This window comes from Halovulum sp. GXIMD14794 (assembly GCF_054457455.1).
The window spans coordinates 373,750-398,488 of the sequence record NZ_JBTLNF010000005.1 but is presented as its reverse complement, the minus strand read 5'-3'; the positions used below and the strand labels follow the sequence as shown (position 1 = coordinate 398,488).

25 protein-coding genes are annotated in these 24,739 nt (G+C 66.8%); 17 read left to right on the top strand and 8 right to left on the bottom strand.

Annotated features, from left to right (window positions below):
- Positions 1-200: 200 nt before the first annotated feature.
- The 4 genes from ACW9UR_RS13695 (at position 201) to ACW9UR_RS13680 (ending at position 4,539) form a co-directional block, all read left to right on the top strand.
- Positions 201-1,853 carry a L,D-transpeptidase family protein gene (locus ACW9UR_RS13695; RefSeq protein WP_458917555.1) on the top strand — a complete coding sequence of 551 codons (1,653 nt, stop codon included), beginning with the start codon at positions 201-203 and terminating at the stop codon, positions 1,851-1,853.
- Positions 1,854-1,938: 85 nt separating this feature from the next.
- Positions 1,939-3,030: a UDP-3-O-(3-hydroxymyristoyl)glucosamine N-acyltransferase gene (locus tag ACW9UR_RS13690; protein ID WP_458917554.1), complete on the top strand. Its 1,092-nt coding sequence runs from the start codon at positions 1,939-1,941 to the stop codon at positions 3,028-3,030.
- A 28-nt stretch (positions 3,031-3,058) separates the two neighbouring features.
- Positions 3,059-3,334: an acyl carrier protein gene (locus tag ACW9UR_RS13685; protein WP_458917553.1), complete on the top strand. Its 276-nt coding sequence runs from the start codon at positions 3,059-3,061 to the stop codon at positions 3,332-3,334.
- Complete coding sequence (locus ACW9UR_RS13680) at positions 3,331-4,539, top strand: beta-ketoacyl-[acyl-carrier-protein] synthase family protein (protein ID WP_458917552.1); 1,209 nt, start codon at positions 3,331-3,333, stop codon at positions 4,537-4,539. The genes ACW9UR_RS13685 and ACW9UR_RS13680 overlap by 4 nt, the downstream gene beginning before the upstream one ends.
- A 28-nt stretch (positions 4,540-4,567) precedes the next feature.
- Here the strand turns inward: ACW9UR_RS13680 and ACW9UR_RS13675 are convergent, their stop codons facing one another.
- On the bottom strand, positions 4,568-5,290 hold the full coding sequence (locus tag ACW9UR_RS13675; RefSeq protein WP_458917551.1) for an invasion associated locus B family protein: 723 nt from the start codon (positions 5,288-5,290) through the stop codon (positions 4,568-4,570).
- Between the two features lie 459 nt (positions 5,291-5,749).
- On the opposite strand from ACW9UR_RS13675, the gene ACW9UR_RS13670 reads away from it, so the two are divergent.
- Positions 5,750-7,300, top strand: a complete 1,551-nt coding sequence (locus ACW9UR_RS13670) for a helicase HerA-like domain-containing protein (protein WP_458917550.1) — start codon at positions 5,750-5,752, stop codon at positions 7,298-7,300.
- Between the two features lie 97 nt (positions 7,301-7,397).
- Here the strand turns inward: ACW9UR_RS13670 and ACW9UR_RS13665 are convergent, their stop codons facing one another.
- From ACW9UR_RS13665 to ACW9UR_RS13655, 3 genes are read right to left on the bottom strand one after another with little or no spacing between them, the layout of a single operon-like run.
- The gene (locus ACW9UR_RS13665; RefSeq protein ID WP_458917549.1) at positions 7,398-8,138 is read right to left on the bottom strand and encodes a gamma-glutamyl-gamma-aminobutyrate hydrolase family protein; all 741 of its coding nucleotides are present in this window, start codon (positions 8,136-8,138) and stop codon (positions 7,398-7,400) included.
- Positions 8,135-9,091 carry an amidoligase family protein gene (locus ACW9UR_RS13660; protein ID WP_458917548.1) on the bottom strand — a complete coding sequence of 319 codons (957 nt, stop codon included), beginning with the start codon at positions 9,089-9,091 and terminating at the stop codon, positions 8,135-8,137. Before ACW9UR_RS13660 ends, ACW9UR_RS13665 begins: the two co-directional genes overlap by 4 nt.
- Complete coding sequence (locus ACW9UR_RS13655; protein ID WP_458917547.1) at positions 9,088-10,410, bottom strand: HlyC/CorC family transporter; 1,323 nt, start codon at positions 10,408-10,410, stop codon at positions 9,088-9,090. The genes ACW9UR_RS13660 and ACW9UR_RS13655 overlap by 4 nt, the downstream gene beginning before the upstream one ends.
- Positions 10,411-10,488: 78 nt before the next feature.
- On the opposite strand from ACW9UR_RS13655, the gene ACW9UR_RS13650 reads away from it, so the two are divergent.
- The gene (locus ACW9UR_RS13650; protein WP_458917792.1) at positions 10,489-11,295 is read left to right on the top strand and encodes a metallophosphoesterase family protein; all 807 of its coding nucleotides are present in this window, start codon (positions 10,489-10,491) and stop codon (positions 11,293-11,295) included.
- Here ACW9UR_RS13650 and ACW9UR_RS13645 read toward each other — a convergent pair.
- From ACW9UR_RS13645 to ACW9UR_RS13635, 3 genes are read right to left on the bottom strand one after another with little or no spacing between them, the layout of a single operon-like run.
- Positions 11,292-12,218: a site-specific tyrosine recombinase XerD gene (locus ACW9UR_RS13645; protein WP_458917546.1), complete on the bottom strand. Its 927-nt coding sequence runs from the start codon at positions 12,216-12,218 to the stop codon at positions 11,292-11,294. The two genes, ACW9UR_RS13650 and ACW9UR_RS13645, sit on opposite strands and share 4 nt — an antisense overlap.
- Entirely contained in the window at positions 12,215-13,795 is a 1,581-nt protein-coding gene (locus tag ACW9UR_RS13640) for a hypothetical protein (RefSeq protein ID WP_458917545.1), read from the bottom strand. The genes ACW9UR_RS13645 and ACW9UR_RS13640 overlap by 4 nt, the downstream gene beginning before the upstream one ends.
- Positions 13,796-13,797: 2 nt before the next feature.
- Positions 13,798-13,974, bottom strand: a complete 177-nt coding sequence (locus ACW9UR_RS13635) for a hypothetical protein (RefSeq protein WP_458917544.1) — start codon at positions 13,972-13,974, stop codon at positions 13,798-13,800.
- Between the two features lie 65 nt (positions 13,975-14,039).
- Here ACW9UR_RS13635 and ACW9UR_RS13630 point away from each other — a divergent pair, with 65 nt between their 5' ends.
- Together ACW9UR_RS13630 and aroB are read left to right on the top strand one after the other, a co-directional pair.
- Positions 14,040-14,645, top strand: coding sequence for a shikimate kinase (locus tag ACW9UR_RS13630; protein ID WP_458917543.1), 606 nt, complete (start codon positions 14,040-14,042; stop codon positions 14,643-14,645).
- On the top strand, positions 14,645-15,769 hold the full coding sequence (gene aroB, locus ACW9UR_RS13625) for a 3-dehydroquinate synthase (RefSeq protein WP_458917542.1): 1,125 nt from the start codon (positions 14,645-14,647) through the stop codon (positions 15,767-15,769). The genes ACW9UR_RS13630 and aroB overlap by 1 nt, the downstream gene beginning before the upstream one ends.
- Positions 15,770-15,779: 10 nt before the next feature.
- Here aroB and ACW9UR_RS13620 read toward each other — a convergent pair whose 3' ends face one another.
- Positions 15,780-16,742, bottom strand: coding sequence for a radical SAM protein (locus ACW9UR_RS13620; RefSeq protein ID WP_458917541.1), 963 nt, complete (start codon positions 16,740-16,742; stop codon positions 15,780-15,782).
- 161 nt (positions 16,743-16,903) lie between these two features.
- Here ACW9UR_RS13620 and ACW9UR_RS13615 point away from each other — a divergent pair, with 161 nt between their 5' ends.
- The 9 genes from ACW9UR_RS13615 (at position 16,904) to ACW9UR_RS13575 (ending at position 24,738) form a co-directional block, all read left to right on the top strand.
- Entirely contained in the window at positions 16,904-17,767 is an 864-nt protein-coding gene (locus ACW9UR_RS13615; RefSeq protein ID WP_458917540.1) for a lysophospholipid acyltransferase family protein, read from the top strand.
- A gap of 3 nt (positions 17,768-17,770) precedes the next feature.
- Positions 17,771-18,580, top strand: coding sequence for a glutamate racemase (locus ACW9UR_RS13610; RefSeq protein WP_458917539.1), 810 nt, complete (start codon positions 17,771-17,773; stop codon positions 18,578-18,580).
- 58 nt (positions 18,581-18,638) lie between these two features.
- Positions 18,639-19,667 (top strand): N-acetyl-gamma-glutamyl-phosphate reductase, encoded by a 1,029-nt coding sequence (gene argC / locus ACW9UR_RS13605; RefSeq protein ID WP_458917538.1) that lies wholly within the window; start codon positions 18,639-18,641, stop codon positions 19,665-19,667.
- Between the two features lie 7 nt (positions 19,668-19,674).
- Positions 19,675-20,127: a cytochrome c maturation protein CcmE gene (ccmE, locus tag ACW9UR_RS13600; RefSeq protein WP_458917537.1), complete on the top strand. Its 453-nt coding sequence runs from the start codon at positions 19,675-19,677 to the stop codon at positions 20,125-20,127.
- 77 nt (positions 20,128-20,204) lie between these two features.
- Positions 20,205-20,816: a holin-associated N-acetylmuramidase gene (locus ACW9UR_RS13595; protein ID WP_458917536.1), complete on the top strand. Its 612-nt coding sequence runs from the start codon at positions 20,205-20,207 to the stop codon at positions 20,814-20,816.
- Positions 20,807-21,313: a holin family protein gene (locus tag ACW9UR_RS13590; RefSeq protein WP_458917535.1), complete on the top strand. Its 507-nt coding sequence runs from the start codon at positions 20,807-20,809 to the stop codon at positions 21,311-21,313. The genes ACW9UR_RS13595 and ACW9UR_RS13590 overlap by 10 nt, the downstream gene beginning before the upstream one ends.
- Positions 21,314-21,421: 108 nt before the next feature.
- Positions 21,422-23,398, top strand: coding sequence for a heme lyase CcmF/NrfE family subunit (locus tag ACW9UR_RS13585; protein WP_458917534.1), 1,977 nt, complete (start codon positions 21,422-21,424; stop codon positions 23,396-23,398).
- Positions 23,395-23,871: a cytochrome c-type biogenesis protein gene (locus tag ACW9UR_RS13580; protein ID WP_458917533.1), complete on the top strand. Its 477-nt coding sequence runs from the start codon at positions 23,395-23,397 to the stop codon at positions 23,869-23,871. Before ACW9UR_RS13585 ends, ACW9UR_RS13580 begins: the two co-directional genes overlap by 4 nt.
- Before the next feature lie 87 nt (positions 23,872-23,958).
- Positions 23,959-24,738 (top strand): enoyl-CoA hydratase-related protein, encoded by a 780-nt coding sequence (locus ACW9UR_RS13575; protein ID WP_458917532.1) that lies wholly within the window; start codon positions 23,959-23,961, stop codon positions 24,736-24,738.
- The last annotated feature ends 1 nt before the right edge of the window (position 24,739 follow it).

Here is a 24,739-nt window from a genome sequence, read left to right as displayed (position 1 = left end):
TTCCGCCGAATCGGATTCCGGTTTTCGTGGACCGTGCCCGCGGGGCAACAGGGAGGCACCATGGCAAAAGTCACACGCCTGCTCGATTTTCGCCCATCTTCAGCGGCATGTTACTTTCTGGAACGGTGTTCCGCCCGTAATTGTTACCCTCAAACCGCACGGGCCGAGGTCCGTTCAGAAACGTCTTAAATGGGGCATGAATGACATACCGGTCGACGAGCTTTCTTACCGCCATCAGCCTGGCTGCTGCCCTGGGATTCGGGCTGCCGACTGCTGCGCAGCAGGCTGACGGCACGCAGACTGACGTTATCCAGCCGGAGGCAGAGACGGCGCTGTCGGTCCATACCGAAGCTGCGGCGGTCCTTGACGCCGACCAGGCCGCGTTGCGCGACGCTCTGCGTGCCGCCGGTCCGCAGGTCGAGGCGGTGCTGGGCGTCTACGAGGTACATGGGTTCGAGCCAATCTGGTCGGAGGCGCGCGCCGGTGCTCTGCTGATGGCGCTTGAGGGGGCGGGCGACCATGGCTTGCCCGTCGAGCGCTACGAGATGGCCGGCCTCGACGCCGAACTCGGCACCCCCGAGGCCGAGATCGCCCTGACCCGCGCCTTTCTGACCTATGCCCGCGACGTGAATTCCGGCGTGCTCGAGCCGCGTCGCGTCGACGAGGATATCGTGATCTCGCCGAAACGTCCGGATCCGTTCGCGCTGCTGGAAGGGCTTGCCGAGGCGCCGGATGCAGGTGCCTACCTGGCCGCGCTCGTCCCCTCGCATCCCGACTATGCGGTGCTGATGGCCGAGAAGGTGCGGCTTGAGAAGCTGGCGTCCGAGGACATCCATGGTGCGACCGTGCCCGACGGGCCGACCCTGCGCCAGGGCGACAGCGGCGCGCGCGTCGCGGCGCTGCGGGCGCGGCTTTCGTCGATGCTGGGTAGGGACCTCGGTACGGACACCTATTTCGATACGGCTCTCGCCGAGGCCGTGAAGGAATTCCAGCGCAGCAGCAAGCTGAACGATGACGCCGTCGTCGGCCCGGCCACATTGGCGGCCCTGAACGTTAAGCCCGAGGACAAGCTGAAGCAGGTCCTCGTCAACCTCGAGCGTCAGCGCTGGCTGAACTTCGAGCGTGGCTCGCGGCACATCCTGGTAAATCAGGCGGCGTTCACGGCGAAGCTGATGGACCATGGCGATGTCACGCTTGAGACCCGTGTGGTGATCGGCAAGAACGGCCACCGCACGCAGGAATTCAACGACTCGATGACCCATATGGTCATCAACCCGACCTGGCACGTGCCGCGTTCTATCGCGACCGAAGAGATGCTTCCGAAGCTGCGTCGCAACCCCGGCGCGCTTGGGGGCTCGATGCAGATCATGACCCGCTCCGGCACGCGCATCAATCCGATGCTCGTGGATTTCCGGCAGTTCAACCAGTCGAACTTCCCTTTCGTCATCAAGCAGTCACCGGGCGCCAGCAACGCGCTTGGCAAGGTGAAGTTCATGTTCCCGAACCAGTTCAACATTTACCTGCACGACACGCCGTCGAAGAACCTGTTCAACCGCGACGTCCGCGCCTACAGCCACGGCTGTGTGCGGGTGCAGAAGCCGTTCGAGCTGGCCCACGCGCTGCTGGCGCCGCAGCGGGATGATCCGGAAGGATACTTCCAGTCGGTGTTGAACGGCGGCAAGGAGCGCCGGGTGAACCTCGACAAACCGGTGCCGATCTACCTGACCTACCATTCGGCCTTCGTGGGCGAGAACGGCACCGTCGAATATGCCGGCGACATCTACGGCCGCGACGCCCGCGTCTTCGACGCGCTGCAGGCGGCGGGTGTCAGCCTGGGTGCGGTTGAAGGCTGACACATAAACGTTTACTTCTCGGGGGCGGCGCGCGGATGCGGGCCGCCCTTTGCTTTTGTCCCGCCCAAATACGCAGGTTTTCCCTATGGTCCACACCCTGAGAGCGATTGCCGAAGCCCTTGGCGCACAGGCGGACGGGGACCTCGACATCCAGATCTCGGGCGTGTCCGAGCCCGCCTATGCCGCCGCCGATCAGCTGGCACTGGCGATGGAGCCGAAGTTCGGCAAGGAACTGTCCGAAGGGGCCGCGCAGGCGGCGATCCTCTGGGAGGGCGCCGACTGGCGCGAGCTAGGTCTCAAGGCGGCGATCTTCGCGCCGCGCTCGCGCTATGTGCTGGCGGGTGTGGGCCGGGTGTTCGACAAGCCGGTGCGGCTAGCTCCCGGCATCCACCCCTCGGCTGTGGTCGAGGAGGGGGCGCAGATCGGCAAGGACGTGTCCATCGGCGCTTTCACTTATGTCGGTCCCGATGCGGTGATCGGCGACGGCAGCCGGCTGATGAACCATGTCTCGATCGGCGCCGACGTGCGGATCGGCCGTGACGCGCTGATCCATCCTCAGGTGCACATCGGCCCGCGCGTGGTGATCGGTGACCGTTTCATCGCTCAGCCCGGCGCGATGATCGGCGGCGACGGTTTCAGTTTCGTCAGCCCCACCCGCGACAACCTCGAGGCGGTGCGCGAGAACGGCCAGATTTCCGAGGCGAGCCGAACGCCCGGTTTCGCTCGAATCAACTCGCTCGGCGCGGTGCGGATCGGAGATGACGTCGAGGTTGGAGCGAACGCCGCGATCGACCGCGGCACGGTCATCGACACGGTGATCGGCAACGGCACCAAGATCGACGATCTGGTGGATATCGGGCATAACGTGCAGGTCGGGCAGCACTGCCTGCTGTGCGGCCAGGTCGGGATCGCCGGCAGCACGAAGATCGGCGACCGGGTCGTTCTGGCGGGCCAGGTCGGGGTCGCGGACCACATTACCATTGGCTCGGACGTGATCGTCGCGGCGGGCTCGGGGGTCGGGACGACGATCCCCTCGGGCAAGGTGATGATGGGGTATCCGGCGGTCGACATGAAACAGAACATCGCCAACTTCAAGGCCGTTCGCCGCATTCCGCGAGCCCTTACGCGGATAGAGGAACTGGAGAAACGGGTTTCAAAGCTCGATCCGACCGAGTAAGGGATGGCGGAAACATATTGAGGATCGCATGAGCAAGTCTGTCGAAGAACAGGTCATCGCCATCATTGCGGAGCAGGCACTGATGGAGCCGGAAGACGTGTCGCCTGAGGCGACACTGGAAGATCTCGGTATCGATAGCCTGGGCCTGGTCGAGGCGGTGTTCGCCATCGAGGAGACGTTCGACGTCTCGGTCCCCTTCAACGCCAACGAACCCTCGGAGTCCGATTTCGATATCACCAACGTGCGGTCCATGGTCCGGGCGGTGGAAGAGCTGGTCGCGCAGAAGGCCGACACGGGCGCGTGAAACGGGTCGTGATTACAGGCCAGGGGGCGGTCTCGTCCCTGGGCATGAGCGCCAGCGAGACGCTCCAGGGCATGCGCGAGGGCCGCAACGGCATCGGTGTGCTGGAATTCCAGGACACCGAGCGGCTGTCGATCCCGATTGGCGGGCAGATCAAGGGCTATGATCCGGCCGAGCGCTTCTCGCGTCAGCAGATCACGCTCTACGACAAATTCACGCAATTCGCTCTCATTGCCGCCGAAGAGGCGATCGCCCAGTCTGGTCTCGAGTTCACCGAGGAACTGGCCGAGCAGGCCGGTGTCGTGCTCGGCACCGCCGGTGGCGGATTGCAGACCCAGGACGAAAACTACCGCTCCGTCTACGAGGAGGGGAAGAACCGGGTCCACCCGTTCGTCGTGCCCCGTCTGATGAACAATGCCGCTGCCAGCCATGTCTCGATGACCCATAACCTGCAGGGGCCGTCCTTCACCGTGGCGACTGCCTGTGCGTCGTCGAACCACGCGATGGGGCAGGCGTTCCAATTGATCCGTGCGGGCGTGACCAAGGCGATGCTGACCGGCGGCTCGGAAAGCATGCTCTGTTTCGGAGGCATCAAGGCGTGGGAGGGGCTGCGTGTCCTGTCCCGCGACGGCTGCCGCCCGTTCTCGGCGAACCGGAACGGCATGGTACAGGGCGAGGGCGCGGGCGTTTTCGTCTTCGAGGAATACGAGCACGCGAAGGCCCGTGGTGCCGACATTCTGGCCGAGGTGGTGGGCTTCGCCATGACCTCGGATGCGTCGGACATCGTGATGCCCAACAAGCTGGGCGCCTGCCGGGCGATCAAGGGCGCACTGCGGGATGCGGGGCTGGCGACCTCGGACGTTGGCTATATCAATGCGCACGGCACCGGCACGACCGCCAACGACCGGACCGAGTGTGCGGCGGTGCGCGACGTCTTCGGGGCGGATGCGGACAAGCTTATGATTTCGTCGACCAAGTCGATGCACGGCCACCTGATCGGCGGCACCGGTGCGGTCGAGATGCTGGCCTGCATCATGGCCGTGCGCGAGGGTATCGTCGCGCCGACGATCAACTACGAGCAGCCGGATCCGGAGTGTGATCTGGACGTGGTGCCGAACGAAGCGCGCGAGGCCGATGTGCCGGTGGCGCTGTCGAACGCGTTCGCCTTCGGCGGGCTGAACGCGGTGGTTGCCGTCCGCCGGGTCTGACCGGCGAACGACGGTTTCGCGGCGCGGCTCAGTTGCCGCCGGTCTTTTCGGACAGCGCGTTCCACGCGGCGGTGAAGCCGGTCAGCGACAGTTCCAGGATCACCGGCTGCTCCGGGGCCGAGGCAGACACGATCTGCGCGCGCGCCACGGCGCCCGCCTTCATCGCGTTGATTTCGGCGTCGGTCAGACCGAAGCGGGAGAAGCAGCCCGAGCGGGTGCACCAGGTGTACGGATACTGACGCGCCTGGCCGCTATCGACCTGCAGCACGAATCCTGCAGTCAGCATGGTGCCGAGCGGGGTGATCGCGGTGGCACCGGCGGCGGCTTCGTTGCCGTCGGGCAGCTGGATCATGGTCATCTCGGCGACAGGATTGCCGTTCGAATCGTTCGCGAGCTGGTAGATGAAACAGGCGCCGCCGCCGGTCTCGCAGCGCAGTTCCCATGCGCCGAACGTCTCGATGTCCACGTTGTCCGGCAACTGCGCGGCCGCACCTTCGGCCGCCGGCGCGTCGGTTGCCGCAGTGCCTTCGGCGGCGCCATCCGTTTCGGCCGGCGCTTCGCCCTCGGCGGGCGCGGCGTCTTCGGCGGGCGCTTCGGTCTCCGCGCCGTCTTCCGCGGTCGTTTCGGCCTGGGGCTCGGCCGGAGTTTCGGCTTCGGAGGCGGCCGGGGCGCTGTCCTGCGCCATCGCGGGCATGGTCGCCCAGGCCGCCAACAGCGTCGCTGCTAGGATCCGGGTGCTGAGTGAAGTCATGTCAGAGCATCTCCCTTCGTGTGCCTGTGGGCGAGGTGTCAGCTATTGCGAAGTCTGTCAACGGCCAGCGCCCACAGAGCGCCTTTCGGCAGCCTTGCCCGGTTCGACCGGGCGGAAAAGGGGAGGCTTCGGACGTTGAAAAAGGCATCCCGAAGGATGCCTTTCCGCTGCAAGCAGCTGTTCTCCCTGTCGGACCGGCCGACTTATGTGGGCAACGCTAGGCAAAGCCTTTGACTGCGTCAACAGGCCTCAACAAAAAATCTGCACGCTTTCTCGTCATGCGTGCACGAGTGCCTGAAACACGTGAAATTGCACAAAAAAACCGCACCCAAAGGGTGCGGTAGGTCCAACAGGGAGGAAAAGCGAGTTGACGCTGAACGTCCGTTCGCAGGTACATACTGCACCACAAGGGTTAACCACGTATGTATCAATCGACACAAAACGTGAGCGGGGCAGGACATGAGCGAGACCGAGTCGATCTTTCTGGGCGGAGGCGGGCCCGAGCAGAACACGGCGCAGGGCCTTGCGCTGAAATACGCCAACCGTCACGGATTGATCGCCGGCGCCACCGGGACCGGCAAGACGGTGACCCTGCAGATCATGGCCGAGGCGTTCTCGGCCGCCGGGGTGCCGGTGTTCCTGGCGGATGTGAAGGGCGATCTTTCGGGGCTCTGCGTGCCCGGCAGCGCCGAGGACAAGCTCCACGAGGCGCTGCACAAGCGCGCCGCGACCATCGGCCTCGATCCCTATGACTCCACCGCGTTCCCGGTAGTCTTCTGGGATGTCTTCGGCGAAGCCGGCCACCCGGTCCGCACCACGATCTCGGAAATGGGCCCATTGTTGCTGTCGCGGCTGATGGAACTGACCGAGGCGCAGGAGGGCGTGCTCAACATCGCCTTCCGCATGGCCGACGAAGAGGGGCTCGCGCTGGTCGACCTCAAGGACCTCCGTGCGCTGCTCGTCTGGCTGGGCGAGAACGCCAAGGAGCTCTCGCTGACGTGGGGCAATATCTCGAGCGCCTCGATCGGTGCGATTCAGCGGCGACTGGTGGTGCTCGAGAACCAGGGCGGTGCCGGGCTCTTCGGCGAGCCTGCGCTGGCGCTCTCCGACATGATCGCGACCGAGGCCGATGGGCGCGGGCGCGTCAATATCCTGGCATCGGACCGGCTGATGCAGTCGCCGCGGCTCTACGCGACTTTCCTGCTGTGGCTTCTGTCCGAGCTTTTCGAGGAGTTGCCCGAGGTGGGCGATCCGGACAAGCCGAAGTTCGTCTTCTTCTTCGACGAAGCGCACCTGCTGTTCGACGATGCGCCCAAGGCGCTGGTCGACAAGGTCGAGCAGGTGGCCCGGCTGATCCGTTCCAAGGGGGTCGGGGTCTATTTCGTGACCCAGAACCCGGATGACGTGCCCGAGGATATTCTCGGCCAGCTCGGCAACCGGGTCCAGCACGCGCTGCGGGCGTTCACGCCGCGCGATCAGAAGGCGCTGCGCGCCGCCGCCTCGACTTTCCGGCCGAACCCTGCCTTCGACACCGAGACCGCGATCCGCGAGGTCGGCGTCGGCGAGGCGCTGGTCTCGACGCTCCAGAAGAAAGGCGTACCCGGTGTCGTCGAGCGGGTGCTGATCCGCCCGCCGTCCTCGCGCCTCGGCCCGGCGAGCGCTGCCGAGCGCAAGGCGGTGATGCAAGCCTCACCCGTGGCAGGCCGCTACGACACCGCCGTGGACCACGACTCGGCTTACGAGATCCTGCAACGCCGCGCCGAAGAGGCCGCCGCAGAGGCCGAAGCCGCCGAGAAGGCCGCAGACGCCAAAAAATTGGCCGAGACACGGGAATACAATGCCGGCCGCCGCTATTCCGGCGGAAACAGCCGGTCCTCGTCCCGCAGTAGCCGCTCGAGCTCGGACGGCCTCGGCGATGTGTTGATGCGTGAGGTGGTCCGCACCGCGACTTCCCGCTCGGGCAAGAAGTTCATCCGCGGCGTCCTCGGCAGCCTATTCCGCGGCCGCTGATCCGCGAGCGGCGCCTGCGACAAGGGTGCCCGCTTTCCACGTTCTCCAAATATCCCCGCCGGAGGCATCCGGCGGCGGCCCGGAGCACAAGGCCCGATCAGATGGGTTCCATCGCCTCCACTGCAGGCGTCTGCGCCCGATCTTCCGAGCGGGCACGCGCGGCTTCGACCAGTGCCCGAAAGATCCGCCGCTGCCGGCGCGCATAGACCAGATGCTCCGGGTGCCACTGGACGCCGAGATAGAAGACCTCGCCGGTGCACTCCACCGCCTGCACCACGCCCGAGGGCTCGCAGGCGGCGATCCGCAACCCGTCCCCAAGCCGGTCGACCGACTGCGTGTGCAGCGCGTTCACCCGCATGGTCTCGTGGCCCGATATGCGCGACAGCCGCGAGGCCTCGACGATACGGACGGTCTTGCGTGGCAGTACGGTCCAGTGACGCTGGGCGTCCGCGTAGACTTCGTAGATATCCTGGTGCAGCGAGCCGCCGAGCGCCACGTTCATCATCTGCGCGCCGCGGCAGATGCCCAGAACCGGGCGACGGTGTTCGCGGGCGTCCTCGACCAGGCGGCGTTCCAATGCGTCCCGCTCGGGATCTACCCGGGCCTCGGGCATCAGCCTGCCGCCGTAAAGGTCGGCGGAAATGTCGTCGCCGCCGCCGACGATCAGCCCGTCGACGTCGCGGATGTCGGCGGGGCGGCCCACGCGCCACCATACCGCGCGCCCGCCCGCCAGCAGAACCGACGTGGCGATGGCCGGGAAGATCCGCCAGCCACTACGGGCCGAGGTGGTCACGCCGATCAGCGGACGGTTTCGGCCGCGATCCGTCCCTCCGTTCACAGTCCGGCCTCCTCCAGGCGCTGCGCCACGCTTGGCGCCCAGTCGCCGCGCAGCGTGGTCCAGCTGTGACGGTGGTGGCGCCAGTCGGCGGCCAACTGCTCCAGAAGGGCCTCGTCCTCGGCGACGCGCTCGACCAGCACCCAGCGGTTCCAGTCCTGAGCCATTGTCCAGCCAGGCTCGTCCAGGCGGCAGTCAGGCAGACGGAAATGGAAGGTGGGGCGCGGGTTGACCTTCTGGTCCGGGCCAAGCGCGCGATCCAGCTGTCCGCGGTGCTCCATCGCAAGGATCACGGTCATGTCGAGCGCCCTGTTGCGCGTCGGGTTGTACGCCAGGTAGAGCCGGGCTAGCGCTGCGCCGTCCACGGGCACCTCTCCTTCGGCCAGCGCGTCGACGAAGGCGCGGGGGTAGGGGTCCACGAACGGCAGGGCGCGGCGGCTGAAGTCGATGCCGGAGCCCTCGCGGAGGTAGTCTTCCAGGTAGGCGAATGCGCTCATCACCCGCCACAGGTACTCCGGTTCCAGCGAGACGCAGGAGATGTTGTAGTGCATCCCGTAGGCGTAAAGCGCGGATGCCTTTGTACCCTCGGCACCCGCGTCGGCCAATGCCCGCGCGAGCGCGTCGATCCGGTGCAGGTCCTCGACTTCGACGGGCGGGCAGACCAGTTCCACAGGGATAACCGGGCGGGCCATGCTGCGGCCAAGTTTCTCCAGATCGCTGCCGTCGGCCTTGAGCGCGGTGTCGAGTTCGATCTTGAAGGTGCCCAGCCCGGTGTCCGTCACCTCGTACAGATCCGGTCCGTCCGGCATCGGCTGCCCCCCCAGCACCTCGGCCACCACTTGTGCCGCCTGGGCGGGCGGCAGCCCGCCGAACTCCAGTTCGGCGCCCACGGTTCTTGGCCGGCCCTTGTCGTCCAAGGGCCGGGGCAGAGGCGTGAAGGGTTCAAGTCCCGTCATATTTTCCGAACGCGCAACTGGGTCAGACGGTTCCGTTCCCGCGAGACGACCTGGAAGCGGAAACCGTGGAAGGTGAAGCTCTGGCCTTCGGTCGGGATCGTCTGCGCTTCGTGGATCACCAGCCCGGCGACGGTGTTGGCCTCCTCGTCGGGCAGCGACCAGTCGCAGGCGCGATTGAGATCGCGGATCGTCATCCCGCCGTCGATCAGCACCGAGCCGTCACTCTCGGGCGTCAGGGTCTGTTCTTCTTCGTCGTGCTCGTCCGAAATCTCGCCGACGATTTCCTCGAGAATGTCCTCGAGCGTGATCAGACCGCGCAGCGCGCCGTATTCGTCGACCACCAGCGCGAAGTGCGTCCGGCGGCGCAGAAACTCGCGCATCTGGTCGTCGAGCGTCGTCGTCTCGGGGACGAAATAGGGCTCCATCGCCACGTCCATGACGTCGAAGTTCTCGAGCATCTCCAGCCCGCCCTCGCCGGTGTTGAGGATCGCGTTGACCGCGCGCAGCAGGTCCTTGGCGTGTATCACCCCGACGATGTTCTCGGGCTCGTCCTTGTAGACGGGCAGGCGGGTGTAGGTGGACTCGAGGCATTTCGCCAGGATGTCCTTGGGTGGCGCATCGGCGTCGATCATCTCGATCGACTGGCGATGCAGCATGATCTCCTCGACCTCGCGCTGGCCGAGGTCGAGTGCGCCCAGCAGGCGGTCGCGATCCTCGCGCTCCACCGCGCCTTCCGAGTGGTGAAGGGCAATGGCACCGGCGATCTCCTCCTGCGCGGCAAGCACGCTGGCGCCGGGATCGGTCTTGACGCCCATCAGGCCGAGGATCGCGCGGACCAGCCAGCGGACCGCGTTCACGATCGGCGAGAACACCCGCACCACGACACTGATGATCGGGGCGACCCGCGTGGCGGCGGTTTCGGCGTTCGTGATCGCATAGGTCTTGGGCATGACTTCGGCAAAGATCAGCACTAGCGCGGTCATAACCAGTGTCGCCACCGCGACGCCACTTTCCCCGAACAGCACCGTCAGGGCCGAAGTCGCGAGCGAGGTCGCGAGGATGTTGACCATGTTGTTGCCCAGCAGGACCGAGCCGATCAGCCGCTCGTTATCCTCGGTCAGCTTCAGAGCCCGGATCGCGCCCCGGTGGCCCTTGTCCGCCATGCCGTGCAGCTTGCCGCGCGAGGCGGCGGTCAGCGCGGTCTCGGAGCCCGAGAAGAAGGCCGAGAGCATCAGCAGGGCCAGCACCGCCGCCACCGTCAGCCACAGCGCGGCATCCCAGCCCGCGGCAGCGGTTTCGGTCACGATCTCGGTATCCATCAGGGCAGCCCTTGCGAAGTTAATGTCTGACCGTAGTTATGGGGGCGCGTGGCTCACTTGCAAGAAGGCGCTTACGTGATGGACACCATCCGCGACATCGGTGCGCTATCCGGTGAGGTGCTGATCTTCGGCGGCCCCTACTCCAATCTGCAGGCGACTGAGGCGCTGATTGCGTGCGCAGATGCCCTTGGGATACCGCCCGAGCGGATGGTCTGCACTGGCGATGTCGTGGCTTATGCCGCCGATCCCGAAGCGGTGGTCGCGCGGATCCGGGCACTCGGCTGCCTGGTGGTCGCGGGCAATTGCGAGGTGCAGCTTGGTGCCGGGCAGAGCGATTGCGGCTGCGGTTTCGACGATGGCTCGGCCTGTGATCTGCTGTCGCGGGGCTGGTACGCGCATGCGGATGCCGCGCTCTCGGAGGAGAACCGCGACTGGATGCGCGGTTTGCCGGATGTGCTGGTCTTCCACCATGCCGGGCGTCGCTGCGCTGTGGTGCACGGCGGCGGGACCGCGAACAACCGGTTCCTGTGGCCCACGACCCCGGACGTCGAGCTTGCCGACGAATGGGCGGCGGTCGAGGCCATTGCCGGGCCGGTCGACCGGGTGATTTCCGGGCACAGCGGCGTGCCCTTCGTGCGGGAAGTCGGGGCGGGGGATCGGATCAACGCGGGGGTGATCGGGATGCCGCCGCATGATGGCGCGCCCGAGACGCGGTTCGCTTTGATCGACACCAAGGGCCGTGTAGAGGTGCGGAAGCTCTCCTACGATCATTCCGCTGCCCGCGCCGCGATGGAGGCGGCGGGCCTCATGCAGGGCTATCACGCCGCGCTGACAGAGGGCTGGTGGCCCTCCGAGGACGTCCTGCCGCCCGATCTGCGCCGCTAGGGTTTCGCCAGCGGGTGGGTCTCGAGCACGATCTGTTTCAGCCGCTCTTCGAGGACGTGGGTGTAGATCTCGGTCGTCGCGACGTCCGCATGACCCAGCAGCGCCTGGATCGACCGCAGGTCTGCGCCATTCGCAAGCAGGTGCGTTGCGAAGGCATGGCGCAGCGTGTGCGGCGAGACAGAGTCCTGTGCGATTCCCGCTGTCGCGGCAAACTGTTTGACCAGCAGAAAGAACTGGGTGCGGGTCATGTGCCCGGCCTTGGAGCGAGACGGGAACAGGAAGGCCGAGGCGGGGCGGCCCTTCTGTGCGGCCTCGTCCTCGGCGGCGTCGCGCGCCCTCAGCCAGTCCGCCAGTGCCTGCCGGGCCGGATCCGACAGCGGTACCATGCGCTCGCGCCCGCCTTTGCCGCGCACCAGCAGCATGCGCGGATCCCCCCGCGCGGCGGCAACCGGCAGCGAGACCAACTCGCTTACCCGCAGGCCGGTGGCGTAGAGTAGCTCCATCAGGCAGCGGTTGCGGATGCGGTCATCCTCGGTGCGCCCGGTTTGAGCGGCTGCGTCGAGCAGCGAGTCCACGTCATCTTCGGAGAGCGTGCCGGGCAGTTTCCTGCCCTGACGGGGACCGGGGATCAGCGCGGCGGGATCGTCGTTGCGAAAGCCCTCGGTGAAGGCAAACCGGTAGAAACCCTTGAGCGCCGAAAGCCTACGGGCGCGTGTGCTGGCGGCGCGGCCGTCGAGTTCCAGCGCGGTCAGATAGTCTTCGATCTGGCTGCGGCTGGCGCTGTCGACGGTGCCGCCGGCGCGCTCGATATGCCCGGCAAAGTCGTGCAGGTCGCGGGCATAGTTTTCGAGTGTCGCGCGCGCCGCGTTCCGCTCGACCTGAAGCGCCTCGAGGAATGGGCCGGTCCAGGGGTGCGTGCTCATGCCTGCGGCAGCAGCAGCAGCGTTTCGGCGGCGACCTGCCGGGCGACATCCTCCAGCCCCATCGCGCGCAGCAGGTAGAGCGCGGCGGTCAGGTCGCCCGGGTCAATCTCGGGGCCGGGCTCCAGCAGCGCGAGGGCGCGCAAGAGGCCCTCGCCGATGAATCCACGGTCGATCAGGCGGCTGATCTGGAGCGCATCTTCGGTCGGCGGCTCGGTCGCGGTCAGTCCGCTTGAGACCGCGGCCTTGAGCGGCGCCAGCGCCGGGGTGTCGGGCAGGTCGGTCACGCCGCTGGCCAGCGCAAGCAAGTAGCGGCTGGTGATATCGTTGCTGTCGGGGAACCAAGGCCCTGCCGCGGCGTGCTCGCCGGCCAGCATCAGCAATGCTCCGACCTCTACGCGCAGTGCCGCGCCGTAGTCGGCGGGCTGCTGCGCCTTCAACTGCCGCGCATAGGTTCTGGCAAGGGCCGGGCGCAGGCCCACGTCAGAGAGCATCAGGTCGGCCTCGGCCAGCGCGGGCGCGATTTCGGCCGGGTCGCCCAGTGCAAAGGCGCGGTCGAGCGTCTGGACGGCCTTGGCACGCTCCCAGACGCCGCCCGAGGCGGCGGGGGTTCCGGCGCGATAGGCCTCGAACAGCCGGGCAGGGGCCATGGCGCCCTCGCGGGTCAGGCGCTCACGGGCGGTGATCCGCATCTTCAGCGGGCTGTCGTCCGAGGCATCCGGCACGATGAACGCCAGCGGCAGCGCGTGGCTGGGGCGGGGCAGGGCGACCGCCTCCCGCACGACATAGTCGAGCGTCGTCAGCGGCTCGGGCGCTGCCGGGGGCGGGCTGCCCTCGAATGCAGGAGGGTCGAGGAACCAGGCCAGGGCCATTTCCTGCTCCGGCGAGATCCCGCCGACTTCGCGCGCAAGGCTCAGTGTCAGCGCGGCTGCGGACCAGTCACCCAGCCGCGCGAGGCAGTAGACGCGCGCCGGAAGCGTCGGCGACAGCGCCGGCGAGTCGCGAAGCCGTTCGCAGTCATCGTCCACCTGGCCGGTCAGCAGGCCGATGTCGAAGGCACGGCGAAACAGCTCGGGGTCGGTGACACCCGCAGCGTCGACCAGTTGTTGCGCCTCGTCGAGGCGCCCCGCAGCCATCAGCGCGTCGATCCGCGCAAGCAGAACGCGCGTGTCGCTGCCCGAACCTGCAGGCGGCTCGCTTTCGACCAGCAGGAGCGCGTGGCCGAGGTTGCGTGCGGCGGGCACGCCGCCGGGCACGTAATCCGAGATCAGTCGACGCACGCGTTGCGCCGAGGCACCGCCCCAGAGGTCGCGCGGAAGGCCAGCGGTCTCGGGCGCCAGTACGCCGATACCGTTGCGGGGAAGGTCGTCGAGCGCGTGCACCTCGATCTCGCCGGGATCGAACGGGCGGACCGTGGGCAGGCCCGGGCGGCCCGGCAGATCGGGCAGGCCCGCGTCCGAGCCGGTGTTGATCACGTCGGAAAGCCAAGGGATCGCGCTGCGCGGATCGGCCTGCTGTGCGAGAGCGGGGCCGGCGGCGGCCAACCCGAGAACAAGGACCGCTGCAAGAGGACGTTGCATGTCTACTCCGCCGGCGGGCTCACGGGGACGACCACCCGCTCCACCGGGGCGGGCGGGGGCGCAAGCTGGGCATAGGCGACAAGGACGATCGCGCCCAGGGCCACCAGGTAGGCGAGATACTTGAAGACGCGTTTCATCGTTTCGCTGCCTGCCTCTTTGGATTTCCGGACGTCTGACACGCCTCGTTTCGCTATGGAATCTACCCCGCCCTTCGGGTTACATCAATCGCCGACCGACAGGAAAGATGCGCCCGTTGACCGCCACGACAGACCGCCAGATCACCGTCACGCTGAACCGGCCGATCGTGCTGGTCGGATTGATGGGGGCGGGCAAGACCAGCGTGGGCAAGCGGTTGGCGACGATGCTCGGCGTGCCGTTCCGCGATTCCGACCACGAGATCGAGGCCGCCGCCGGTCTCGAGGTCCGCGAGATCTTCGAGAAATTCGGCGAACCCTATTTCCGCGAGGGCGAGGCCCGCGTCATAAGCCGTCTGTTGGGCAGCGATCCCGGTGTGCTTGCCACCGGCGGTGGCGCGTTCATGTCCGAGAAGCTGCGCCGCGAGATCGCCGAGCGGGCTGTCTCGGTCTGGCTCGACGCCGATCTCGAGACGCTCTGGCAGCGGGTCAAGGACCGGCCCACGCGACCGCTCCTGCAGCAGCCCGAGCCGCGCAAGGTGCTTTCGGATCTGCTGGACAAGCGCGGCCCTGTCTACGCGCTGGCCGACGTCCGGGTGCAGTCGAAGTCCGGCGTCACCCATGAACAGATGGCCCGGCGGATCCTCGAGGGGATCCGGGCCCATGACCTCTCACATCCCGATGCGCCCCCGGTGCTGGAGAAAGGCCCCTCCTGATGACCGTCAGAACCGTGAACGTGGACCTGCCCGGACGGGCCTACCCGATCCGCATCGGCGGCGGCCTGATCGATAGCGCGGGGGCCGAGATCTCTCCGTATCTGAACCGAAAGCGGGTGTTCGTGCTGACCGATGAGACGGTGGCGGCGAAGCACCTCGACCGGTTCCGCACTGCCTGTGCCGCGGAAGGGATCCTTGTCGAGTCGCTGGCCCTGCCGCCGGGCGAGGCGACCAAAGGCTGGCGTCAGTTGGAGCGCGCGGTCGAGTGGCTGCTGGAAAGCAAGGCGGAGCGACGCGATCTTGTGGTGGCGCTTGGCGGCGGGGTGATCGGCGACCTTGCCGGGTTCGCCGCCGCGATCCTGCGCCGGGGCGTGGACTTCGTTCAGGTTCCGACGTCGCTGCTTGCGCAGGTCGACAGCTCGGTTGGGGGCAAGACCGGGATCAACGCACCGCAGGGCAAGAACCTGATCGGTGCGTTCCACCAGCCGAAGCTGGTGCTGGCCGATATCGGCGTGCTCGAGACGCTGCCCGAACGCGATTTCCTCGCCGGCTATGGTGAAGTGGTGAAGTATGGCCTGCTGGGCGATGCGCATTTCTTCGAATGGCTGGAAGGCGCGGGGCCCGCTCTGAAGGCCGGCGACGCCGAGGCGCGCCTGCGGGCGGTCGAGCATTCCTGCAAGATGAAGGCCGAGATCGTGCTGCGCGACGAGACCGAGCAGGGCGACAGGGCGCTGCTGAACCTCGGGCACACGTTCTGCCACGCGCTGGAGGCTGCGACCGGGTATTCGGACCGGCTGCTGCACGGCGAGGGCGTCGCAGTTGGCTGCGCGCTGGCCTTCGAGGTCTCGGCGCGAATGGGACTATGCAGTCAGGAGGACCCGTCGCGGGTCCGCGCGCACCTGAGGGCGATGGGAATGAAGACCGATCTTGCGGACATTCCGGGCGACCTGCCGGGAGCGGAGGCGCTGCTGGCGCTGATGGGCCAGGACAAGAAGGTGCAGGACGGACGCCTGACCTTCATCCTCGCGCGCGGTATCGGCGCGGCCTATGTCGAGCGGAACGCGGATCTGGGCCTCGTGCGCGCCGTGCTGAACGACGCGCTGCAGTCGCGGACGGCGGCCTGAGCCGGAAGGCTCAGCCGCTGCAGCTTGCGCCGCCCAGAACGCAGAACTTGGCGCAATGAGGATGGTTTAGCTGCACCGGGCCCTCGGCCTCGGCAAGCGTGGCGCCAAGCTCGAATTCGGGACTATAGGGCAGCAGGGTGCACGCCAGCACTGCCGGTGTCTCGGCACCCTTGCGTTTGACCACCATCCGCGACGAGGCGCACATCATCGCATCCGGGCTTTTGTCGAGAATGCCCCAGCAAGCAGTGGTGATCTCGGGCACGTCAACGCGTTCGTCCATTTCGGGGAAAAGCACGGTCTGCGCAGGGTTGAACGGATCGATGTCGAAGCATTCGCGGGCGAAGAGTTCCGCGAACCCGGCGCGGGCGTCGGCCTCGGGCTCGCCCCAGAGGGTGCGGGCGGCCACAGCCATTCTGATCTGCGTATCGCGTAGCCAGCGCATGCCTTTGAGGCTGCGTTCGAACGCGCCCTTGCCCCGGATCTCGTCATGCATCGCCGGGTCATGGTGATCCAGCGAGATGCGTAGCGTCAGCCGGTCGCCGTGGGCGATGCGCAACTGCTCGAGCCCCTCGCGGATGCGGGGGCGCATCATCGGCTGCATCGCGTTCGTCAGGACTAGGACCTCGAACCCCGCTTCGAGCGAGCGTCGCAGGATCTCGATGATCTGCGGGTTCATGAACGGCTCGCCGCCGGTGAAGCCGATCTCGCGCACCGGCCACTTGCGGTCGTCGATCTGGCGCAGATAGTCCCAGACCTCGTCGGCGGTGATGTACTCCAGTCGGTCGTTGGTCGGCGAGCTTTCGATGTAGCAGTTCGTGCACGTGATGTTGCACAGCGTCCCGGTGTTGAACCACAGGGTCTGGGGGTCGGTCAGCGCCACCGAGGCGCGCTGCTGTCCGTCCGCCGTGAAAAGCGGGTTCTGGAACTTGCCAGGTGCAAGCGGCGGAACGGGAATGTTGGACTGATCGTTCATGGGACATGATCTTGTCCGCAGCGGCGAAATGGTCAAGGCAGGCGCGGTTGACGCGGTGCAACAAGTTCGTGAACCAGTGAAACGCGGCCGCCGCTGCGTCGCGGTCGCTGGACAATGCCCGGACCCGGACCCAATATGAACCGGACGAGGAGAGGAGACGGATGCGCAAGTCCGCACGAGCGACTCGCGAGATCAGCTACGCCCATTCAGCCCAGACAAAGGCGGGGCGGGGACTGATCCGCCTGACCGAGAACCTGACCGGACGGATCAGCCTGATCCGCATGGCGCGCGGCTACGAGCACGAGGTCGGGGCCGGCGCGGACTTCTGGCAGGTTATGGTGCGCCGTTACGGGCTCGGCCTGGATGTGCGCGGTGGCTCGCTGGACAACATCCCGAAGACCGGTCCGCTGGTGGTGATCTCGAACCACCCGTACGGCATTCTCGACGGCCTGATGCTGGGGTACATCCTGTCCACAACCCGTGGAGACTTCCGCATTCTCGCCCATCAGGTATTCCGGAAGGCCACCGAGCTGGAAAAAGTCATCCTGCCGATCAGCTTCGACGAAACGAAAGAGGCGATGCAGGTCAATCTCGAGACCCGCAAGACCGCCATTTCCTACCTGGCCGAGGGCGGCTGCGTCGGGATCTTTCCGGGCGGGACGGTTTCGACCGCGCTCAAGCCCTTTGGGCGGCCGATGGACCCCAGTTGGCGGCGCTTTACCGCCAAGCTGATCGCGAAATCCGGGGCGCAGGTGGTGCCGGTCTATTTCGATGGGCACAACAGCCGCATGTTCCAGATCGCGAGCCATGTTCATTTCACGCTGCGCATGGCGCTGCTGATCAACCAGTTCAAATCCCGCGTCGGGGAAAAGGTTCCGGTGGTCATCGGCAAGCCGCTGCCTGCGGAAGAGCTGTCGAAATACGCAAGCGATCCCAAGGGGATGATGGATTACCTTCGCATGAAGACCTATGGGTTGAGCCCCGAGCCACTCAAGGACTACGGCTACGGTTTCGAGTTTCCCTGATCCATGCCGATCGGAGTTTTCGACAGCGGCCTCGGCGGTCTTACCATCCTCGGCCGACTCCAGGCCGCGCTGCCGGGGCAGTCCTTCGTCTATCTGGGCGACAACGCCAACGCGCCCTACGGCGTGCGCCCCCCGGGTGAGATTTTCGATTTGACTGTAAAGGCTTGTGCGACCCTGTTCGACGAGGGCTGCAAGCTGGTCATCCTGGCCTGCAATACCGCCTCGGCGGTCGCGCTGCGGCAGATGCAGGAGTTCTGGGTACCCGCCGACCGCCGCGTGCTGGGGGTGTTCGTGCCGATGATCGAGTCGGTGATCGCGCGGCCCTGGGCGCTGCGCGGCCCGGCGATCCCGTCGCCGGTCAGGGATATCGCGCTTTTTGCCACCCCCGCCACGGTCCAGAGCGGCGCTTTCACCCGCGAACTGGTCCTGCGCGCCCACGGTGCCCGCGTTCTTGAGGTGCCGTGTCCGGGCCTTGTCGACGCGCTCGAGGCCGGTGACGCGGATGGGGCCGAAGCGGTCGTCACCCGCGCTGTCGAATGGCTGCTGGCGGGGATGTCTGCCCCCCAGGTCGTGGGGCTGGGCTGCACGCATTACCCGCTGGCCCGGGACGCGTTTGCCAAGGCTCTGCCGCCGGGCACGCGGATCCTTAGCCAGGGTGACCTCGTGGCGGCCAGCCTGGGCGATTACCTCGGTCGTCACCCGCAATTCGCGTCGGCGGGTGGTAGCAGGTACCTGACAACGGGTGATCCGCTGGCTGTCTCGTCGGCGGCGAAACGGCTATTGGGCCGCGACCTTCCGTTCCAGCGCGCGTGAATTGCGCAAGACGCCGGAAAGGACTATCTGAAGTCGGCGTAACACACGGAGTTCAGGCATGGAAAAGGCGCGGATCGCGATCCTCGGGGCAAGCGGCTACACGGGGGCGGAGCTTGTCCGCCTGATCGCGACGCATCCCGGCATGCGTATCACCGCCATGACCGCCGAGCGCCGCGCGGGTGAGGAGATGTCCGCCGTCTTCCCGCACCTGCGTCACCTGGATCTGCCCAGGCTGGTCAAGATCGATGAGGTCGATCCCGCGGACGTGGACCTCTATTTCTGCGCGCTGCCGCACGCGACAACGCAGGAGGTCATCTCGGCCCTGCCGCGCAACAAGAAGATCGTGGACCTGTCCGCCGACTTCCGGCTGGACGATCCCGAGGCCTACAAGGAATGGTACGGCCACGACCACCTTGCGCTCGATCTGCAGGAAGAAGCCGTCTACGGCCTTACCGAGTTCTACCGCGAGGACATCAAGGCCGCGCGGCTGGTCGCGGGCACCGGCTGCAACGCGATTACCGGCCAGTTGGCGGTGACGCCGCTGCTGAAGGCGGGCGTGATCGACCCGGACGAAATCATCATCAACCTCGCCACCGGTGTCTCGGGCGCGGGCCGGGCGCCCAAGGAAGGCACGCTGCACGCCGAGGTCTCGGAGGGTATGCACGCCTACAACATCGCGCGGCACCGGCACATCGCCGAGTTCGAGCAGGAGTTCTCAAAGGCCGCCGGGCGTCCTGTCAGCCCGACGTTCGTGCCGCACCTGCTGCCGCAGAACCGGGGCATCCTAGCGACGGTCTACGTGAAGGGCGCCCCGCAGGAGATCCACGCCGCCCATTCCGTGGCCTATGCGAACGAGCCCTTCGTCACGGTGCTGCCCTTCGGCGAGGCACCGGCGACGCGGCACGTGCGCGGCTCGAACCACGCGCACATCGGCGTGGTGGCCGACCGCCGTCCCGGTCGGGCGATCGTGTTCTCGACGCTCGACAACCTGGTGAAAGGCGCGTCGGGGCAGGCGATCCAGAACGCCAACCTGATGCTGGGCCTTCCCGAAACCCTGGGGCTGGAGGCAGCCCCGCTGTTCCCGTGAGTGCGCCATGGCTGGTCTGAAGAAAAAGCGCCGCGTCCGCCTGATCCTCGTCGGTGCGGCATTGCTCGCCGCCGCCAGCGCCTTGGTGATCTATGCCGGGCGCGATGCGTTCGAGTTCTTCCGCTCGCCGTCCGACATCGCCACCGAGCCGCCCCGACCGGGCGAGCGTTTCCGTCTTGGCGGTCTGGTCAAGGAAGGCAGCTGGGAACGGGGACAGGTGCACCGTTTCCTCGTAACCGACCTCAACGCCGACTACCCGGTGGAGTTCACCGGCATCATGCCTGACCTCTTCGAGGAGGGGCAGGGCACCGTCGTGACCGGCACCATCGAGAACGGCGTCTTCGTCGCGACCGAGGTGCTGGCCAAGCATGACGAGACCTACATGCCGCGCGAGGTGGTCGATAGCCTGAAGGAACAGGGTGTTTATCGCGATCCGGCTGAACAGCCGGACGGCAGCTGAGCCTTAACGAAACCTGAACCCCGGCCTGTTAATCTGTTGGCGATTTTCCTGAAATCGTCATCATGAGGAGCTGGCCGATGCAGAGCGTCGATGCCATCGCGCGTGCGATCGTTGCGCGTGAAGGTGGCTATGTGAACGACCCCGATGATCCGGGCGGGGCGACGAAATACGGGGTCACGGTGCACACGATGCGCCGCCTTGGCCTGGACCTGGACCGCGACGGCGACGTGGACGCCGCCGATGTGCAGCGGCTGACCGTCGATCAGGCGGTTGCCATCTTCAAGACCCACTATTTCGAGAAACCCGGCATCTCGCGCCTGCCGAGCGCGCTGCAGGCGACGGTGTTCGACATGTATGTCAACGCCGGGGCCAATGCGGTGAAGATGCTGCAGCGCCTGCTGGCCGAATTCGGCGAACCGGTCGCCGTCGACGGTGCATTGGGGCCGATGACCGCCGCCGCCACCGCGCGGGCCTGGGCCAAGGCGGGCGACTACCTGATTGACGCTTACGGGATCGCGCGTCGGAACTATTACTATTCGCTGGCCGACAACCGCCCAGCATCGCGCAAGTACGCGCGGCGCCGCGACGGCGGAAAGGGCGGCTGGATCGCGCGGGCCGAGGAGTTCATCTCCTCCCGGTTCCACCTGAGCGACGCGCAGCACCGCGCGCGGGTGGCGGCATGGGGCTGATTCAGATGCTGGGCCTGGTTCCCGCGCTGAAGGACACCGCCGAGGTCTTCGTCGCCAATCGCACCGAGCGCGCCCGGCAGGAGCACGCCGAGCATGTTGCGAGCCTCGAGCAATTGGGAACCGAGTTCTCCAGCCCGCGTGACGGCTTCTTCGACGGGCTGGTGGATGCACTCAACCGCCTGCCGCGACCGGCGATGGCGCTGGGGACGCTGGGCCTTTTCGCCTTCGCCATGGCCGACCCGGTGGCCTTCGGCGTGCGGATGCAGGGGCTGGCGCTGGTGCCCGAGCCGCTCTGGTGGCTGCTGGGCGCGATCGTCAGCTTCTACTTCGGCGCACGGGAGTTGCATCACTATCGGGGCAACCGCGCGACGACCGACCCGGCGGCGGTGACACGCACGGTGGATGCAATGGCGCAGTTGCGGAGCCTGTCGGAAGAAGCTCCGGCCCAGGCGCCGGAGCCGAATCCGGCGTTGGCCGAGTGGCGCGCGCGCCAGTGACAAATGGCGGCCCGCGTGAGGCGGGCCGCTGACGCGCGCGTGAGCGCGACAAATGCGACTTTGAACCTTTCGCCGCGCTCAAATATCCTGCTCCCGAAAGGGGAGCCCATGAACGCGGAACTCGGACATCTCGCTGTCATCCTGGCCTTCATGGTCGCCATCGTGCAGATGGCGGTGCCGATGACAGGCGCACTTAAGGGCTGGCGGAACTGGATGGCGGTCGCCGTCCCGGCTGCGCTGCTGCAGGCGGCGCTGGTCAGTCTCAGCTTCGCGTGCCTCACCTGGGCCTTCGTTACCTCGGATTTCTCGGTCGCGCTGGTGGCGAACAACTCTCATTCCGCCAAGCCGATGATCTACAAGATCTCGGGAACCTGGGGGAACCACGAGGGCTCGCTGCTGCTCTGGGTGCTGATCCTGACGCTGTTCGGCGGCGCGGTGGCGCTGTGGGGTAGGGCGCTGCCCGACCGGCTCAAGGCGCTGGTGCTGTCGGTGCAGGCCAGCATCGCGGTCGCCTTCCTGGCCTTCCTGCTGTTCACCTCGAACCCGTTCGAGCGGCTGGCCTTCCCGCCTTTCGACGGAAACGACCTGAACCCGCTGCTGCAGGACCCGGGCCTCGCCTTCCATCCGCCGTTCCTCTACCTCGGCTATGTGGGCCTTTCGATGGCGTTCTCCTTCGCCATTGCCGCACTGATCGACGGGCGGGTCGATCCGGCCTGGGCACGCTGGGTGCGGCCGTGGACGCTGGCGGCCTGGGTGTTCCTGACCATCGGCATCGGGCTCGGCTCGTGGTGGGCCTATTACGAGCTTGGCTGGGGCGGCTGGTGGTTCTGGGATCCGGTCGAGAACGCCAGCTTCATGCCCTGGCTGATCGGCGCGGCGCTGCTGCATTCGGCCATCGTGGTCGAGAAGCGCAACACGCTGAAAAGCTGGACCATCCTGCTGGCGATTCTTGCCTTCAGCTTCTCGCTGATCGGCACGTTCATCGTGCGCTCTGGCGTCATCACCTCGGTCCATGCTTTTGCCAACGACCCGACGCGCGGCGTGTTCATTTTGCTGATCCTCGCCTTTTTCATCGGCGGCGCGCTGACGCTTTACGCCTTCAGGGCCAACTCGCTGCGATCCGACTCGGTGTTCTCGCTAGTCAGCCGTGAAAGCGCGCTGGTGATGAACAATCTGCTGCTGGTGGTAGCGACGCTGGTGGTTTTCGTCGGCACGATCTGGCCGCTGGTTGCCGAGATGATCAACGGCCGCAAGCTCTCGGTCGGGCCGCCGTTCTTCAACATCTCGTTCACGCCGTTCATGGTTGCGCTGGCGATGATCCTGCCGCTGGGCGCGCTGCTGCCCTGGAAACGCGCGAAGCTGGACAAGGCGATGAAACCGCTCTGGGGGCCACTGGCGCTGAGCGTCGCGCTTGGCGCGCTGGTCTGGTCGCTGCAGACGGGCGGGCGGATGCTCGCGCCCATCGGTGCGGTGCTGGCCGCCTGGATCTTCCTGGGCGCGCTCGCCGACCTCGGCCAGCGCGCGCGCTTCGGCAAGGCCGGTCTGGGCGAGGTTCTGCGCCGCCTCGGCAACCTTCCGCGCGCGGATTGGGGCAAGGCGGTCGCGCATGTGGGCCTGGGCGTGCTGGTCTTCGCCGCCGCCGCCATCACCGCCTGGGAGCAGGAGGATATCCGCGTCGTCCAGCCCGGCGAGAGCTTCGCCTTCGCGGGCTACGACCTGACGCTGGAGAGCGTCGAGCGGATCGAGGGGCCGAACTACACCTCGGACATGGCCTTCATCGGACTTGCTCAAGACGGACGGCAACTCGCCACGCTGACGCCCGAGAAGCGCTTCTACCCGGTCCAGCGCTTCCCGACGACCGAGGCGGGGATCGACCTCGGCTTCACCCGCGACGTCTATGTGGTGATCGGCGAGCAGCAGGCAGACGGCGGCTGGGTGGTGCGTACCTTCATCAAGCCCTTCGCGAACTGGATCTGGGCGGCGGTCGCGATCATGTCGCTCGGCGGCCTCTTGAGCCTGTCCGACCGCCGCTACCGTCTTGGTGCGGCGGTGCGTCCATCGGCCAAGGCGGTGCCTGCGGAATGAGACTGGTCCTGACCCTATGCCTGATGCTGATGGCGCTGCCCGCGCAAGCGGTGCAGCCCGACGAGGTGCTGGCCGACCCAGCGCTCGAGGCCCGCGCCCGGGAACTCAGCAAGGAAATCCGCTGCCTCGTCTGCCGCAACGAGAGCATCGACGAGTCGAACGCCGACCTCGCGCGCGATCTGCGTATCCTGGTGCGCGAGCGACTGGTGGAAGGCGACAGCGACGACGAGGTGCTGTCCTTCCTCGTCGACCGGTACGGCGAATATGTCCTGCTGAAGCCACGCTTCACCGCCGGGAACGCCGCGCTCTGGCTGGCGGGACCGGCGCTACTGCTGCTCGGCGGCGGCGTGGCCGTGGCTTTCGTCCGACGCCGTGCCAGGCCTTCGGACGTGCCGGAAGGCAGCCGCCCGGACCGGCCGCTCAGCCCTGACGAGCAGGCGCGGCTCGACGCGCTGCTCAAGGACGGAGAATAGACCCGGCGGCACCCTGACGCCACGTTTCGCCTTCCCATCGCGCGCGCGGCCCGGCTAGGGTCGCGGCAACAATTCGGAGGGCCGGGCGTGAGCGACTACAAGACCATTTTCTTCGACGTGGCCGACGGCGTCGCCACCATCACCTTCAACCGGCCGCAGGTGAAGAACGGCCTCAACCCGCAGATGCGGGCCGAGATTCTGCACGCCGTCCGTCACGCCCCCGAACAGGCCCGTGCGCTGGTGCTGACCGGTACGGGAGACGCCTTCTGCTCGGGACAGGACCTTGGCGACCAGCGCAGCATGGCGGACCTCGATATCGAGCGTACGCTGCGCGAGGAATACGAGCCGATGCTCAAGGCGATCTATAACTGCCCGATCCCGGTGATCTCGGCGGTCAACGGCGCGGCGGCGGGGGCAGGGGCCAACCTCGCGCTGGCGGCTGATGTGGTGATCGCCAAAAAGTCGGCGGTTTTCATCCAGGCCTTCGCGCGCATCGGCCTCATCCCGGACGCGGGCGGAACCTACTGGCTGCCGCGCCAGGTAGGCTTTGCACGGGCCATGGGGGCCGCGCTGTTTGCCGATCGCATCTCCGCCGAGAAGGCCGAGGCGTGGGGTATGATCTGGGAAGCCGTCGACGATGACGCCTTCGACGCCACGATCCGTGCCCGCGCGGCGCAACTGGCCCAAGGCCCGACCGAGACGCTCCGGCGTATCAAGCAGGCGATCCGCGAAAGCTATGGCAACACGCTCGACCAGCAGTTGGACCTCGAGGCGCATCTGCAGGGCGAGGCGGGCAAGACCCGCGACTTCATCGAAGGCGTACTGGCCTTCGTCGAGAAACGCGCGCCGAAGTTCGAAGGCCGCTGAG